This is a genomic window from Thermosynechococcus sp. QKsg1 (assembly GCF_031586415.1).
Classification (GTDB): domain Bacteria; phylum Cyanobacteriota; class Cyanobacteriia; order Thermosynechococcales; family Thermosynechococcaceae; genus Thermosynechococcus.
Genome location: NZ_CP134200.1, coordinates 2,158,807 through 2,172,626 on the forward strand (window position 1 = coordinate 2,158,807; position 13,820 = coordinate 2,172,626).

A 13,820-nucleotide genomic window follows, 5' to 3' on the forward strand; every position below is an offset into this window, starting at 1 on the left:
TGCTAGGGTGGGCAGAGAGTGAATGCTTGCCAGTATATGTTAAGTCGTGTTGCCGATGCGGTCTATTGGTTAAATCGCTACATTGAGCGGGCAGAGAATATTGCTCGTTTTGTTGATGTCAACTTGAACATGCTGCTGGATCTGCCCACGAGTCTTTCAGGTCAATGGGATCCCCTAGTGCTAACAACGGGGGATTTGTCCTTTTTTCAGGAACACTATGGCACGGCCACGGCTGAAAATGTGATTCAGTTCCTCACCTTTGACACCACCTATGCCAACTCGATCATCTCCTGTCTGCGGGCGGCACGGGAGAATGCCACATCCATTCGCGAGGTGATTTCCTCAGAAATGTGGCAGCAGGTGAATGCCTTCTATACGATGGTGCGGGAGGCGGCTAAAGCCCCGGATCAATTGGAGATTGCCAGCTTTTTGGAGCAAGTGAAACAGGCCAGTCACCTTTTTGCCGGCGTGATGGATAGTACGATGAGCCACAATGAAGCGTGGCACTTTGGTCAAATGGGGCGGCTACTGGAGCGAGCCGATAAAACCTCGCGGATTCTTGATGTGAAATACTATCTGCTGTTGCCCTCAGTGGAAGATGTGGGCACACCCATTGATGAATTGGGTTGGATTGCGCTCCTCAAGTCCGCCAGTGCCTATGAGATGTATCGTAAACGGGGTTCGCATCGGATTACACCCGCAGGGGTCGCAGAGTTTTTGATTCTCGATGCCGAGTTTCCCCGCGCGATCCGCTTTTGTCTGTTGCAGGTGGAAAAATCCCTCTACAAAATTACAGGAACGCCCTTAGGGAGCTGGCACCAGCCCGTGGAACGCCAACTGGGACGCCTGCGATCGCAACTGGACTATTTGACGATTGATGAAATTATTGGCCAAGGCATGCACGAGTTCCTCGATCACTTGCAGCAGCAAATGAATGAGGTGGATACGCAAATTTTTCAAACGTTCTTTACCCTAGAGCCTGTGAAAGCCCGCTAGCGTGACAATTGAATTGGGGTATTGCCTAGGGTTGACGGTGGGCTTGGTGCTGCTTGAGGTATTGGCGCCCATTTTGAATCACCGCTAGCATTTCCTTGAATTGGCGTTCCATTTCCGCAAGGGTGCGATCGGCATAGGCATCCGCTTCCTGTTGCCGCTCTTGACATTCATGGCGGGTCACTTGGCGCAGATGGGCTAGTTCTTTTTCTGTGTTTTGCCGTAGCAGATTGATTTCCTCGATCGCGCGCTGGCGCATAAACTCCACCTCTTGCTGCACCTGCTGGCGAATTTTCTGGGCTTCGAGTTCTGCCTGCTGGCGAATCCGCAGTTCATCGGCAATTTGGGCAGCCCGTTGCTCTGCGGCACGGATAATTTCTTGGGCGCGGTGCTGGGCCTGTTTAATGATCTCATCCCGCTGATTGAGAATCCGCTGCGCTGTCTTCAATGATTCGGGGATCGCCTGTTCAATGTGGGTAAGCTGATTCAGGATCTGCTCTTCATCAATGAGTTTGCGGCCGGTCAGCGGGATCTTCGTCCCTTCGAGAATTAGGAGTTCTTCCAGCTTTTCCAATTGTTGCAGGAGTTGCAGCGGTACGGAAGGGACATCAAGCGCTTCATTTACTCCAGTGGTCGTTGAGATGGGATCGGCGTTTGAGTAAAGCATGCTTCTAAATCCTTTGCAACAGTGGCTGGTACTAGATGACGAACATTACCGCCAAATCGGGCAATTTCTTTTACTAAGCTACTACTTAAGAAACTATACTCATTGGACGTGGTGAGGAACACGGTCTCAATCTCTGGCCAGAGGCTTTTATTGGTGTGGGACATCTGCAGCTCGTATTCAAAGTCCGACAGAACCCGTAGCCCCCGCAGGAGAACTGTTGCTTGTTGCGATCGCGCGTACTCAACGGTCAGGCCATCAAAGGTATCCACCCGCACATTTTTTAAGTGAACGGTAGCCGCCTCTACTTGTTTGATCCGTTGGCTGACGCTAAAGAGGGCTTTTTTTTGTGGGTTGTGGGCGATCGCTACAATCACTTCGCTAAAGAGACGAGCACCCCGCTCAATAATGTCCAAGTGCCCAAGGGTAATGGGATCAAAGCTTCCGGGATAGACAGCCAGCATAGACAACTTAATGAGACAGTTAACAGCCAATGCCTAAAACATCATCCCTGATTTCTAGGGACAGTGCATGCCCTACCTGATAAAGGTCAGCAAGTCAATCAGCTGTTGAAGGAGGGTAAAGGCCAAGGCTGTAGATTTATGGTAGTTGACAGTAGATGTAGTCTGGGATACCTAATTTGGGTTCAATATAAACGAATGTAAACTATTGCTTAAAATTTGCAGCTTTATATAGCAGTTATTCTAAAGAATGATAAATAACGGCTGCTTGTATCAATAAATACTTGACAATTCAAATTCTTAGCTTTAAGAATGAATAGTATATCTCATGCAACTGTAGTTATATCTTTTCTTTAACTGTAGGCAGTTGTCAACTGCATCTGCAGGGAACCCTAAAATCTTGATTTCTGTCTTAAGATTCAACAATTGAAGCTTAACTCTTCCGCCACTAAACCCAATGTTGTTTCCTGATGGTAATCCTAAGGGGGATGTTCTATGAATTTTTCTCCAGTAACTCGTTACAAGCTCCGAAACCTCTTAGCGGAGCATCCTGCAGTTCAGTTCCATAGGGGTAATGACTCGAACGGGCAAGAATACCTAGACCGCTACATTAATTTAGATAACTTAACATACCCACAGCTTAACAAATTAGAATTTCTAATTGAATTACATGAAAAAATAAAACAGAGTGAGCCTAATCAAACACTGCAGCTGCAATACATTGAACAGAAAATTTTTGACCTCATTGGCCTCCAGCTCCCTGTCTCTGCCAACACCTTGGCGGTTTTGACGTCCTTCTTTAGCCAATTTGCTCAAACAAAAGAAACAAAAAATAGACCGCCTCTGGCTTCCGCGAACCCTGAAGCCCTAACCCTTGCTGATTACTATGGGTACTGCCAGCAAATCACGGAAGTGGCAGCGCGCTACCTTGGCAAAATGATTGTCACTAACTATTGGTTATTGACACGACCCCGTGAAAGTTGGTTGGCGCAAATTCAAGTGGAGCAGTTCCATAACCGCCAATTTACTGCCACCGACAGATTGTTAACGAATCATGAAGCAGAAACGCTGCAACAGTGGATTCACGATTTCATACAGCATTGCTGCCGCATCCTGCCAGACCTACCACAGATCCTATTGGCTGCGAGGGTGCCTTCCCACCTGCTCTGCAGTCTGGTTCATTAATGCTTAAAATTAAATTGCCTGAATTATTCCCGAAAGAGTTCAAAGGGTTTTAGGAGTCCTTGCAACACCAAGGGCAACTTCTCCCTTAACTCGTGGGGATCGCTATAGATGAGGCGCTGAGAACTGGGAACTTCAATAGGCAGACATGCCCGCTGGCTGGGGTGCTCCTGCTGAATAACAAGGAGTTGATTGCGGCGTTTACTGGCTAGGGCATAGCCCAGTTCGAGGGCAACCATTACATGCAACTGTTCATTGCCACTGCCATCTGCAATAAATATTAATGAGCGCCGCAATTGGGTAATGACCGGACTTTCAAGGTGTAAAGGAGCATTTGCCAAGCGTGGGCTTTCGACCAGTTCCAAGGGGAAGCGACTAGGGGTATTGGTCACAAATGCTTTGAGGGCGGTGCGAATCTCGTCACTACTGGGGCTATCGGCGGGACTGAAAAAGAGGGTCGGTTCCAAGTAACTCAGGCGATCGCTCTTGATGAAATAGATTTCATGACTGAGAACATCAATGTTGGCGATCGTATAGCTGCCGCTCCCCTCAATATAAAATTCCACGGTTTCCCCAAGGCGATAGCGTTGAAACCACTCCGAACGCTGCACCGTTTCTAAGTCATCGAGAAAATCTGCCCGCAGTGCCGTTTTCAGCAAGCTACTTTTGTTGAGCCGTAGATCGTGGGGACGTTGCTCGATGTGTTCGAGGGGTTCATACTGCGGTAGGTACCATGCCCGCAGCGCAATAATCGCCATTCAATTATTCCACCTAGGTACTGCCAATTATGTTAGAGCATAAATACAGTCCTTTTCTGGGGTACACAGATGAGCACTGACTGAGCGTATTCCATCCGTGTGAAAAGGGCTGTAAATTAAGTCCTACTGGCATAGGAGACAGCCAATGACAGCAAAATTATTGCTGGTGGATGATGAGCCGGGGGTGCGCGAGGCGGTAACGGCCTATTTAGAGGACAGTGGCTTTGAGGTGACAGCAGTGGCCAATGGTCAAGCGGCTCTGGAGTATCTAGAAACCAATGTACCCGACCTGATTATTACGGATATTATGATGCCGCAGATGGATGGCTATGCCTTTTTGGAAACAGTGCGCCAACAACCCCATCTCAACCATATTCCCGTTATCTTCCTCACAGCGCGGGGCATGAAGCGCGATCGCATCCAAGGCTATGATGCTGGCTGTGATGCCTACCTAGCCAAACCCTTTGACCCCGATGAACTGGTGGCCATTATCAAAAATCTGCTGCGGCGGCAAGCGGCTGCTCGCGATGAGGGAGAACCCAATCTGGCCAATTTAGCTCAACAAATTGCCGAACTGCGGGCAATGCTCGTCCAACAGGGCAAACGCAATCCCACGGCTCCCCCAATTCAACTGGATCTCACCCCCCGCGAAGCCAGTGTGCTGCAACTGGTGGTCAAGGGTCTGATGAATAAGGAAATTGCCAGCCAACTGAATACCAGTGTTCGCAATATTGAAAAGTATGTCAGTCGCCTCTTTGTGAAAACCGGTACCAGTAGCCGCACAGAACTCGTGCGCTTTGCCCTTGAACATGGCTTGGCTGATTAGGTTTAGAGAGAGGGATCATTTTGCCAGAACCAGTCGGCAATGCGGGGTTTGGCTTTTTCCGTTGCTGTGGGATTGAGGAGGATAATGGCTTGGCGGAGGTTGGGGGCCAGCCGTCGCTGTACCCGTTGGGGAATGCCATCGCCAAAATAAACATGACCCCGCCCCGTCAGCACCACAATCAGGCGATCGGGATGCCGCTGATGCTGTTTAGCAATGACTTTGGCCATCGTTTCATCCCAAAGGACTTGAGCTTGGTAAAAGAAGTCAAAATTCATCCTGTGGCTCATCCCTTGATGGGCAGCAACAAAAATCTCCTGCAGGCGATCGCGATAGGCAGTGTTGCTCAAGTCAATATCTGCTAGGGGTGGAATATAGCGAAAATCATCTTCCCCTAAGCTCTCTAGACCTTGGCGTGCCACTTGGCGGGTGACTTCGGTGGGCGTATTCAGGGCAATCAGGGGAATCTGCTGCTCCTTGGCAAAGCGAAAAATCGGTGCATACAGCGACCAAGGGAAGCCCCAGCGCTGGGCATATTGGGTTTGCTCCAGCAATTCCATCTCGGTAATTTCACCGCCAATGTAGGCATCGAGGGCGGCTTGAAAGGGACGCTGAATCATTTCAAGGGCGATCGCTAGGGGGCGACCCCGCCGTTGCAATTCCTGCAAAATTTGCAGTTGTGCCTGATGATCGGCCACGCTATCGTGGGTTTCACCCAAATAGAGGATGTGCTTTTGCTGCCAGTCGGCATAGGCTCTTTGCAGGGGGACGGATTCACTGCCCCGCCAGACCTGCTGCGCTTTCACACTGTGGGTTCCCGCGACCAAAAGGGCGATCGCTAAAGTAAAAGCTAAAGGCTGCCAAGCAGGGGAGGATCGCCACTGGCGCAACCGCTGTCCAAGGGGGGATGCCAAACGATAAAATATCTGCCAAGATCGAGATAGAGTCGTTGACGGTATGGTGACGACAATTATCTTCTGCGCGTTCCCCATTGGGTTCAACCCTGTTATCCAACGCTGAAACAACTATGCAATCTCCCTATCCACTTGAACTCAGTGACCCCGCTGCCAGTGACGTCGGTTCCACTCATCCTGAACTGAATGGTAACGCACTGGTGAAATCGGAGACGACCTCTACAGAATTGGCCAAGGCGGAAGTTCGCTTGAGTGACCCCCGTGCCGAAGCGCTGCGGCAAATGTTGGAACGCCATCGCGGTACGCGGCAGTTGATTATTCTCCAAGATTTTCCTGACCCCGATGCCCTCTCTTCGGCATGGACCTATAAACTCATTGCTGAGCAGTTTGAGATTCAGTGCGATATTGCCTACGCCGGTGCCCTGAGCCATCAGGAGAATATCACCCTAGTGCGGCTGACGGGGATGCCCCTTGTGCGCTGGGCCGTGCAAGGTACGAAAAATAAAGATCAGCGGGATTGTACCTGTTACCAAGGCTACGTTCTCATTGACAACCAAGGCACCACCAGTCAATTGCTGCCCATGGTACAGGAGGCAGGCCTGCCGGCGATCGCCATCATTGATCACCACAGTCTCCAAGAAGCCATTCAAGCCGAGTTTACAGACATTCGACCCACGACCCGCGCCACGGCTACCATCTTTACCCAATACCTGCAAGCGGGGCTACTCACCCTCGACAGTAGCAACCCAGTTCACGTGAAATGTGCCACGGCTCTGATGCATGGCCTGCGCTCTGACACCGATTGCCTCAAACAAGCCAAAGAAGAGGACTTTCTCGCAGCCGCCTTCCTGAGTCGTTTTATTGATTATCAACTGCTGAACACCATTTTGCAGTCCCACCGCTCGAAGCAGGTGATGGATGTGATCGAGCGATCGCTGAAAAACCGCTCCATTCACAACAATTTCTCAATTTCTGGCGTGGGCTATATCCGCTACGAAGACCGCGATGCCATTCCCCAAGCGGCGGATTTCCTTGTGACTGAAGAGAACGTCCACACTGCCGTTGTCTATGGCCTTGTCCACGACGAAGACGAAGAGGTGGAACTGATTATCGGTTCGCTGCGCACAACAAAAATTACCCTTGACCCCGACGAATTTATCAAAGAGGCCTTTGGTAAGGATCGCCAAGGACGCTTCTTTGGTGGGGGTCGCTCCCAAGCCGGCGGTTTTGAAATTCCCGTGGGCTTCTTGTCGGGTCTCAATGAGAATCCAGAATACGCTAAACTCAAGTGGAGCGTTTACGATACGCAGATTAAGCAGAAGCTCCTCCACCTCGTCAATCCGAAGAACAATGTCCTCCACGGTACGGAGTAAGGCACTGTTCGTAGTAATCAAGTTTTAGGTCTTTATGACGGAGCTAACAGTCCTTTTTTTCCGCCACGGAATCGCGGTCGAACGGGAAGTGTTTGAAGGCAGTGATAGCGATCGCCCCCTGACGGCCAAAGGCGAAAAGAAAACTCACCAAGTGGCACGGCGATTATTGGATTTGGGTATCGAGGCAGAACTGATTCTCTCCTCCCCACTGGTGCGGGCACGGCAAACGGCAGAAATTCTCCTTGAAGTGGGGGTTGCCCCCGATCTGATGATTTCTGACCTGTTGGCTCCAAGCGGTCGTTTGCTAGATTGGCTCCATTGGCTAAATCACTGGCGTCAAGACCATGAGGGTGCCCTGATTGCCGTGGGTCATGAACCCAATCTCAGTCACTGGACCGAACTGCTCATCTGTGGTAAAGCCTTGGGACACCTCCAGCTCAAGAAAGCCGGCATTATTGGCCTGCTGATTCCAGAAACCGATCCCCTTGGTAATAGTCAACTTTTTTGGCTGACGCCTCCCAAGTTTTTACTTAATGGCAGTGGCCTTGCCTGACTACAGGTGTCCATTCCGATGCTTCGACCCTCTCGCCACTGCTCTCCCTAAAGCGACAAAATAGAAGTACAGCCTGCCACAGGATAGAATCGTGAATTCTGAGTCGGAAATTACGGAGCATTTACCGCCCGATGTTCTCAGTTGGCTGTATGCCTATCAGCGGGAGCATCAATTTACTAGCCTTGAAGCGGCAATTGTTGACATTGTCTGCAAGTTTTATATTCAAGCGGAGCATTTGCCTGAACGGGTGGCGGATCTAGAGCGACGGGTGAATGCCCTCAGCCGTGAAGTGATTCATCTGCGCCAACAACTGCCCGAAAACTACGATCGCCTACGGGAACAGTTGGCAGCGGTGCGCCTGAGTCATTCGGGCATTCTCCACAATTTGCGCGATCGCGTGGAGGCCTTAGAGTCCGAGGTGTTTCCCGGTCGCCCTAGCGCTGCTGACGTAGAGGCTGATAGTTGAGGAGTTCCTCCAAGGTTGCCAGCAAATCCACTTTCACAAATGTGATTTGATCCTCAGCATTGAGGCCAAATTGCCAAGCCACATTGACGCTAAAAAGGGGGAGTGTAACTTTACCCACAAGGCGGTAGCGACGTTCTGTGCCCTCTGTGCTTAGTAGTTCTCCTTTAAGGGGTTCTGCCCGCATACCCACGGCTTCAAGGTGGAGATAATGGGCGATCGCCCCGCGGCCAATGACAGCATCCTCAAAGGGCGGATAGAGAACTCCCGCCTCAGCAAACAGGGCGGCCACATCTTCGTAGCGTTCCTCATTGAGGGCAGCAAAATAGGCGATCAGCGTCGGTTCATCAATGCCGAGAACAGGACTTCCTTGAACAAGATGGGTCATGGTTGCAGTTCCTCAGTGGTTTGAATCGAGACAAAAAAAGGGAGCGAGCTGCCCCCTTGCGTAACCCATGGCATCTCAATTAGACGGCAAGTGGATCCACACCCATGGCGACCACTGCATTCCGCAGGACAGTAATCTGCTGACCAAAGTCAAGGGCTTTGATGGCTGCAAACACGCGATCGGCATCGCGGCTGAGGGTATAACCGGGGGGCACAGGTACCACAAACCCCTGTTTCATCAGTTCTGCCAGTTGATACCAGAAGGCGAGCTTGGTGTTGGGGCTAAAGACACCGTAGGCACGGGTGAGAGGGGTGTCCACATTGGTCACCAAGTCGCGCATGAATTGAAGTTGATCATCAAAACTGAGTGCTTTGACCTGATTGAGCAGCCCTTCCGCCAGTTGTAGGCGAGCCGTACCGGGGGCGGCGGCTGTAATCGAACGACCCGTTTCTGTGTAGATAAACCACAGGAGTCCCAACTTGTCATCCACGCTCAGGCAGTTAAAGAGAGTGGTTACCTCTTGAACCGCTGTGGCTAGGGTGGTGGGATTGAAACGCGTATCGGTGGTGTAGGTCATATCGCTTCAGAGATGTTAAATGTCTAGTCTGTCGCTAGGGTTATCTCTGCCTCCTAGTCAACAGTATGTTACATATCTTCATAAAAAGCAACACAAGTTTATAAATACCGACAATAAATCTATCTTATATGTTAATCAAATAGAATAAACTCAATACATTGTAGAGGGCTAAACCCAGGGACATGTCCTAGTTAATCCCGCTGTTGCCCTCTTGCGCAAAAAAGCAGTTAGCAACCTCCATGGCGGGTTGTTACAAATGTTAAGATTGCATCGGTTTTGGCAGGAACACTGCTGTGGCTCGACCAACCCTCTACGTAGCAATCACCAATCATGGCTTTGGTCATGTGGCGCGGACAACGGCGCTGGTGAATGCCATTCGCCGCCAAGTGCCTGATCTCTTGCCACTGATCGTGACGGCAGCTCCCTATTGGTTGTTGCAGGCGAATCTGGAGGGGGAGTTTATTCATCGTCCCCGTGCCCTTGATCTGGGGGTCGTGCAAGCCGATAGTTTGCAAATGGATTTGCCCGCAACCCGTGCCAAGCTCTTGGAACTTCAGGCGGCAGCCCCTGAGTTGATCCACGCCGAGGCAGATTTTATTCAGCAAAATCGGGCACAGTTGGTGCTAGCGGATATTCCCCCTTTGGCGGTGGCGATCGCCCATGCAGCGGGGGTGCCCTGTTGGATGGTTAGTAACTTTGGCTGGGATTTTATCTATCGCTCCTTTGGCGATGACTTTAGCGAGATTGCGGATTGGGTGAGTAATCTTTATAGCGGGTGCGATCGCTTGTTTCAACTGCCCTTTGCTGAACCCCTCAATGCTTTTCCCCACAAAGAACCCGTGGGACTGACGGGAGCCGAACCGCGTTTTGAACCAGAGGAGTTGCGGCAGCGCCTTGGCCTCACCACTCCCCGCGATCGCACGGTTTTGTTGACCTTTGGCGGGTTGAGCCTGCAGGCCATTCCCTATGAAGCCCTCAAGGACTTTCCCGATTGGCAGTTTCTCACCTTCGATGGGGCTGCACCAGAGGATCTGCCAAACCTACTGAAGCTCTGTGGCCGTCAACTCCGCCCGCTGGATGTGATGCCTCTCTGTGGTCGAGTCGTGTCCAAGCCCGGCTATGGCACCTACGCGGAGGCCTGTCGTTTGGGGGTACCGGTGGCAACGATTCGTCGTGATGATTTTGCCGAGGGGCCAATTTTAGTGGCCGGATTGCAGGCTCATCACTACCATCAGATCCTCAGTCATGAAGAATTTTTTGGTGGCCACTGGCACTTTTTGGCAGCGGAACCTCAGCCGCCTTTAGACCCCACACCGCTTGATCTTGATGGCAATTCTAAGATCGCTACCGCTGTTGCTTATTATTTGAATCAACACAATTCCTATTCGTAGCAATTGCCGTGGGTATCTTTGGATGGCAAACAGCCTCGCTTTTAAAAAAGGCTTGGCAGCTTTATCAGCAACAGCACTGGCGCAGGGCACAGCAGTTGGCTCGTCAAGTCATTGAACGTTCCCCGCAGCCAGAGGCCTACTATTTGTTGGGGGTGATTGCCGAGGAACGGGGGCAACCCCTTGGGGCGCAAGCGGCCTATGAACAGGCGATCGCCCTTGATCCGTGGCATGCTGCTGCCCACTATCGGCTGGCGATTGTTCTCCACGATCTGCTGTCGCAACCGGCCGCTGCTGTACCCCACTATCAACGCGCCCTTGAGGTGCAGCCAGAGTGGGTGGAAGCCCACAGCAACCTAGGGAATGCCTATTTGGACTTAGGGGAGATTGAGCGGGCGATCGCCTGCTATCAAAAAGCCCTTTCCCTGAATCCGGACTTACCGACGACCCTGTATAACTTGGGACTGTGTCTGCACTCCCAAGGCAAACTTACAGAGGCCAGTGCCTGCTATGAACAGTCGCTGTATCTTAAACCCGGTCAAGCGGATGTCCACAACAATCTGGGCAGCGTTTATCTCGAACTCAAGAACTACAGGGCAGCGATTCGTCAATTTCAAGCTGCCCTCAGCGCCAATCCAGAACTATTGGCAGCGCACTACAATCTGGGCTATGCCCTCCATTTACAGGGCAACCTTGCAGCGGCCCGCGATCGCTATCAAGAGGTCTTGCTGCGGGAAAATAAACATCCACAGGCACTCCTGCAACTGGGGCAAATTTGCCTCAGCGAAGCGGATTTTACGGGAGCCATCCGCTACTACCAACGCTGTCTTGACCTCAACCCTTGCAACGGTTCTGCCCAAGCGGGCTTGGCCACAGCGCTTCTGGAAACAGGAAACCCAGAGGCGGCCCTCCACCACTTTCGCCAAGCCGTTGCCCTAGACCCCAATGGGGCGGATGTGCGCCTCAACTTTGCCCTTGTCCTGCTCATGCTAGGACATTTTCAAGAGGGATGGGAGGAATACGAATGGCGCTGGCAACAACCCACGGGCGGATTACGCACCTATGCGCAACCCCGTTGGCAAGGTCAATCCCTAGAGGGGAAAACCCTCTTTGTCTATAGTGAGCAGGGGCTAGGGGATTGCATTCAGTTTGTGCGCTTACTGCCCTTGATGGCGCGGCGTGCCCAACGGCTCATTTTTGCTGCCTATCCGCCCTTGGTGCGCCTGTGTCAAACACTGCCGGGGATTGAAGTGATAAGCACCGAGGAGACGCCTCCCCCCTTTGATTGCCATACCCCCCTGCTGAGTCTGCCGCGCTACTTAGGCATTGATAAAGACCACTTTCCTAAGTTCAAGCCCTATTTCCCTTTGCCCGCCCACCCACCCCACAGTATCTTTAATATCTCTAAACCTCGGATCGGTCTGGTTTGGGCCAGCCATAGTCAAACACGCACAACGGCGCAGCGGTCTTGTCCCCTTGAGTATTTCCTACCCCTGCTGCGGGAATTTGAGGTGCAATGGTATAGCCTGCAAAAGGAGCGATCGCCAGCGGAAGCTGAACAGTTACAGGAGGTGGGGGTGATTGATTGCCAGCCCTATATGGGGGATTTTCTGGATACGGCGCTTTTGATCCAGCAGTTGGATGCTGTGGTAACAATTGATACGGCTGTGGCACACTTGGCGGGTGCCCTAGGGAAGCCCCTGTGGATCCTGTTGCCCTTTGTGGCGGATTGGCGGTGGCTCTGGCAGCGATCGCGATCGCCTTGGTATCCTTCGGCGCAGTTAATTCGCCAGCCCCAGCGGGGTGATTGGCAAGGGGCGATCGCCCAATTGCGGACTGCGCTTCAATCCCACTATCGGATGCTCAGCAATGGGATACCCAATTGAGCAGAAATTAGTGATTGCAGTGGCCTCCAGTGCCCTCTTTGATTTGGGGGAGGCGGATGATGTCTTTCGCAATGAGGGGACCGAAAAGTACCGCCAATTTCAGCGGGAAAGGAAATACGATGTCTTGCCGAAGGGGGTGGCATTTCCCTTTATTCGCCGCTTCTTAAATCTCAACCGTGCCTATCCCGAACAAGAGCCCGTGGAGGTCGTGCTTCTTTCGAGAAACGATCCCGATACCGGTCAGCGGGTCTTCTATTCAATTCAGCACTACGGTCTGAACATTACCCGCGCCGCATTTTTGGGCGGCAAATCCCCCCATCCCTACATTCCTGCCTTTAATGTGTCCCTATTTCTCTCGGCAAATGCCAAGGACGTGCAGCAGGCGATCGCGGCTGGGTATCCAGCGGGCATGGTGATTCGATCGCCCATTACCGATCAGGAAGAGGATGCCGAGTTGCGCATTGCCTTTGACTTTGATGGTGTGCTAGCGGATGATGAAGCGGAAGCCGTCTTTCGCCAAGGGGATCTCGAGCAATTTCAAGCCCATGAACTGCAAAAGGCCAACATTCCCCACAACCCAGGCCCCCTGAGTGACCTGTTTAGAAAACTGGCAGCCTTTCAACAGTTAGAGATGGCCAAAGAACAGCAGGATGCCAGCTATCGGCGGCTGTTACGGATTGCGATTGTGACGGCACGCAATATCCTTGCTAGTGAACGGGTGGTAACTACCCTCAATAGTTGGGGCGTCATGCCGGATGAAACCTTTTTCCTTGGCGGTATGGAGAAGGTACGGGTTCTCAAGCAACTCAAACCGCATATTTTCTTTGATGATCAACTGACTCATCTAGAATCAGCAGCGGGTTCGATTCCCTCAGTGCATGTCCCCTTTGGCGTGCGCAACTGTGACATTTGTGGCATTTATTATGGGCAGACCTGACGCCCATTCATCTGAACAATGGAAACATCTAGCTCGCGATCATCAAGTTCAAGTTTGCCACTGGCAGTAACAACGCCGCCCACCCTAAGAACGCCATTGCGCAGGGCAGGTTTGCAGGCATCCGGTAGATCGAGCTTGTAGCGTTGGTTATTGGCCTCAATTAAGACTTCATCATCATCAACAACCGCCGTAATTTGACCCGTAAGCGTGGCGGGCACCTCCTTACCAGCACGGCTGGCGATCGCTCCTGTGATCAACATTCCTGCCACTCCTAATGCCAATACCAACCAACGCAATCCCATGGCACAAATCCTCAAGTAGAAGGTTTCCCAATAATTTGACTTTGACGAGCGATCGCCCCCAAGAGTTCAATTAAGTTTTCTCTGCCGACGGATCTATTCAAATTTCCTAAAGTCTGATTTTGGCGTTGAATCCCTCGGAGTCTCTCTATAGGAGGCTT

Annotated in this window: 16 protein-coding genes; 9 read left to right on the top strand and 7 right to left on the bottom strand. The window is 51.6% G+C overall.

Annotated elements, in window-relative coordinates:
• Nucleotides 1-36: 36 nt before the first annotated feature.
• Complete coding sequence (locus RHP47_RS10600) at nt 37-996, top strand: alpha-E domain-containing protein (RefSeq protein WP_190278071.1); 960 nt, start codon at nt 37-39, stop codon at nt 994-996.
• 25 nt (nt 997-1,021) lie between these two features.
• Here RHP47_RS10600 and RHP47_RS10605 read toward each other — a convergent pair whose 3' ends face one another.
• Entirely contained in the window at nt 1,022-1,660 is a 639-nt protein-coding gene (locus RHP47_RS10605; RefSeq protein WP_286668702.1) for an ATP synthase F0 subunit B, read from the bottom strand.
• Nucleotides 1,615-2,121, bottom strand: a complete 507-nt coding sequence (coaD, locus tag RHP47_RS10610) for a pantetheine-phosphate adenylyltransferase (RefSeq protein ID WP_149820703.1) — start codon at nt 2,119-2,121, stop codon at nt 1,615-1,617. The genes RHP47_RS10605 and coaD overlap by 46 nt, the downstream gene beginning before the upstream one ends.
• Before the next feature lie 492 nt (nt 2,122-2,613).
• Here coaD and RHP47_RS10615 point away from each other — a divergent pair, with 492 nt between their 5' ends.
• Nucleotides 2,614-3,303, top strand: coding sequence for a hypothetical protein (locus RHP47_RS10615; protein WP_310840448.1), 690 nt, complete (start codon nt 2,614-2,616; stop codon nt 3,301-3,303).
• Nucleotides 3,304-3,326: 23 nt separating this feature from the next.
• Here the strand turns inward: RHP47_RS10615 and RHP47_RS10620 are convergent, their stop codons facing one another.
• Complete coding sequence (locus RHP47_RS10620; protein ID WP_310840450.1) at nt 3,327-4,058, bottom strand: hypothetical protein; 732 nt, start codon at nt 4,056-4,058, stop codon at nt 3,327-3,329.
• A 145-nt stretch (nt 4,059-4,203) separates the two neighbouring features.
• On the opposite strand from RHP47_RS10620, the gene RHP47_RS10625 reads away from it, so the two are divergent.
• Nucleotides 4,204-4,884, top strand: coding sequence for a response regulator transcription factor (locus RHP47_RS10625; RefSeq protein WP_149820706.1), 681 nt, complete (start codon nt 4,204-4,206; stop codon nt 4,882-4,884).
• Between the two features lie 2 nt (nt 4,885-4,886).
• Here the strand turns inward: RHP47_RS10625 and RHP47_RS10630 are convergent, their stop codons facing one another.
• Nucleotides 4,887-5,795 carry a ChaN family lipoprotein gene (locus tag RHP47_RS10630; RefSeq protein WP_310840451.1) on the bottom strand — a complete coding sequence of 303 codons (909 nt, stop codon included), beginning with the start codon at nt 5,793-5,795 and terminating at the stop codon, nt 4,887-4,889.
• Between the two features lie 113 nt (nt 5,796-5,908).
• On the opposite strand from RHP47_RS10630, the gene RHP47_RS10635 reads away from it, so the two are divergent.
• From RHP47_RS10635 to RHP47_RS10645, 3 genes are all read left to right on the top strand, one after another.
• Nucleotides 5,909-7,168 carry a bifunctional oligoribonuclease/PAP phosphatase NrnA gene (locus RHP47_RS10635; protein WP_149820708.1) on the top strand — a complete coding sequence of 420 codons (1,260 nt, stop codon included), beginning with the start codon at nt 5,909-5,911 and terminating at the stop codon, nt 7,166-7,168.
• Between the two features lie 34 nt (nt 7,169-7,202).
• Nucleotides 7,203-7,721 (top strand): phosphohistidine phosphatase SixA, encoded by a 519-nt coding sequence (sixA, locus tag RHP47_RS10640; protein WP_310840452.1) that lies wholly within the window; start codon nt 7,203-7,205, stop codon nt 7,719-7,721.
• A 91-nt stretch (nt 7,722-7,812) separates the two neighbouring features.
• Nucleotides 7,813-8,187, top strand: coding sequence for a SlyX family protein (locus RHP47_RS10645; protein WP_149820712.1), 375 nt, complete (start codon nt 7,813-7,815; stop codon nt 8,185-8,187).
• On the opposite strand, the gene RHP47_RS10650 is transcribed toward RHP47_RS10645, so the two are convergent.
• Both RHP47_RS10650 and RHP47_RS10655 read right to left on the bottom strand, forming a co-directional pair.
• The gene (locus RHP47_RS10650; protein ID WP_149820714.1) at nt 8,156-8,572 is read right to left on the bottom strand and encodes a nuclear transport factor 2 family protein; all 417 of its coding nucleotides are present in this window, start codon (nt 8,570-8,572) and stop codon (nt 8,156-8,158) included. The two genes, RHP47_RS10645 and RHP47_RS10650, sit on opposite strands and share 32 nt — an antisense overlap.
• A 79-nt stretch (nt 8,573-8,651) precedes the next feature.
• A complete protein-coding gene (locus tag RHP47_RS10655) occupies nt 8,652-9,149 on the bottom strand; it encodes an orange carotenoid protein N-terminal domain-containing protein (protein ID WP_149820716.1) in 498 nt (165 codons plus the stop codon).
• A gap of 293 nt (nt 9,150-9,442) precedes the next feature.
• Between RHP47_RS10655 and RHP47_RS10660 the strand changes: the two genes are divergently transcribed.
• The 3 genes from RHP47_RS10660 to RHP47_RS10670 are packed head-to-tail and all read left to right on the top strand — an operon-like array spanning nt 9,443 to nt 13,360.
• Nucleotides 9,443-10,540 carry a glycosyl transferase gene (locus RHP47_RS10660; protein WP_149820717.1) on the top strand — a complete coding sequence of 366 codons (1,098 nt, stop codon included), beginning with the start codon at nt 9,443-9,445 and terminating at the stop codon, nt 10,538-10,540.
• A gap of 8 nt (nt 10,541-10,548) precedes the next feature.
• Nucleotides 10,549-12,423 (top strand): tetratricopeptide repeat protein, encoded by a 1,875-nt coding sequence (locus RHP47_RS10665; RefSeq protein ID WP_310840454.1) that lies wholly within the window; start codon nt 10,549-10,551, stop codon nt 12,421-12,423.
• Entirely contained in the window at nt 12,407-13,360 is a 954-nt protein-coding gene (locus RHP47_RS10670; RefSeq protein WP_286625670.1) for a 5'-nucleotidase, read from the top strand. Before RHP47_RS10665 ends, RHP47_RS10670 begins: the two co-directional genes overlap by 17 nt.
• Here RHP47_RS10670 and RHP47_RS10675 read toward each other — a convergent pair.
• Complete coding sequence (locus RHP47_RS10675) at nt 13,345-13,662, bottom strand: hypothetical protein (RefSeq protein WP_149820721.1); 318 nt, start codon at nt 13,660-13,662, stop codon at nt 13,345-13,347. The two genes, RHP47_RS10670 and RHP47_RS10675, sit on opposite strands and share 16 nt — an antisense overlap.
• Nucleotides 13,663-13,820: the final 158 nt, after the last annotated feature.

What these genes read in the sequence shown, in the direction of transcription:
- RHP47_RS10600 (WP_190278071.1), top strand. Translation starts at nt 37, where the DNA reads ATGTTAAGTCGTGTTGCCGATGCGGTCTATTGGTTAAATCGCTACATT.
- RHP47_RS10605 (WP_286668702.1), bottom strand. Translation starts at nt 1,660, where the DNA reads ATGCTTTACTCAAACGCCGATCCCATCTCAACGACCACTGGAGTAAAT.
- coaD (WP_149820703.1), bottom strand. Translation starts at nt 2,121, where the DNA reads ATGCTGGCTGTCTATCCCGGAAGCTTTGATCCCATTACCCTTGGGCAC.
- RHP47_RS10615 (WP_310840448.1), top strand. Translation starts at nt 2,614, where the DNA reads ATGAATTTTTCTCCAGTAACTCGTTACAAGCTCCGAAACCTCTTAGCG.
- RHP47_RS10620 (WP_310840450.1), bottom strand. Translation starts at nt 4,058, where the DNA reads ATGGCGATTATTGCGCTGCGGGCATGGTACCTACCGCAGTATGAACCC.
- RHP47_RS10625 (WP_149820706.1), top strand. Translation starts at nt 4,204, where the DNA reads ATGACAGCAAAATTATTGCTGGTGGATGATGAGCCGGGGGTGCGCGAG.
- RHP47_RS10635 (WP_149820708.1), top strand. Translation starts at nt 5,909, where the DNA reads ATGCAATCTCCCTATCCACTTGAACTCAGTGACCCCGCTGCCAGTGAC.
- sixA (WP_310840452.1), top strand. Translation starts at nt 7,203, where the DNA reads ATGACGGAGCTAACAGTCCTTTTTTTCCGCCACGGAATCGCGGTCGAA.
- RHP47_RS10650 (WP_149820714.1), bottom strand. Translation starts at nt 8,572, where the DNA reads ATGACCCATCTTGTTCAAGGAAGTCCTGTTCTCGGCATTGATGAACCG.
- RHP47_RS10655 (WP_149820716.1), bottom strand. Translation starts at nt 9,149, where the DNA reads ATGACCTACACCACCGATACGCGTTTCAATCCCACCACCCTAGCCACA.
- RHP47_RS10670 (WP_286625670.1), top strand. Translation starts at nt 12,407, where the DNA reads ATGGGATACCCAATTGAGCAGAAATTAGTGATTGCAGTGGCCTCCAGT.
- RHP47_RS10675 (WP_149820721.1), bottom strand. Translation starts at nt 13,662, where the DNA reads ATGGGATTGCGTTGGTTGGTATTGGCATTAGGAGTGGCAGGAATGTTG.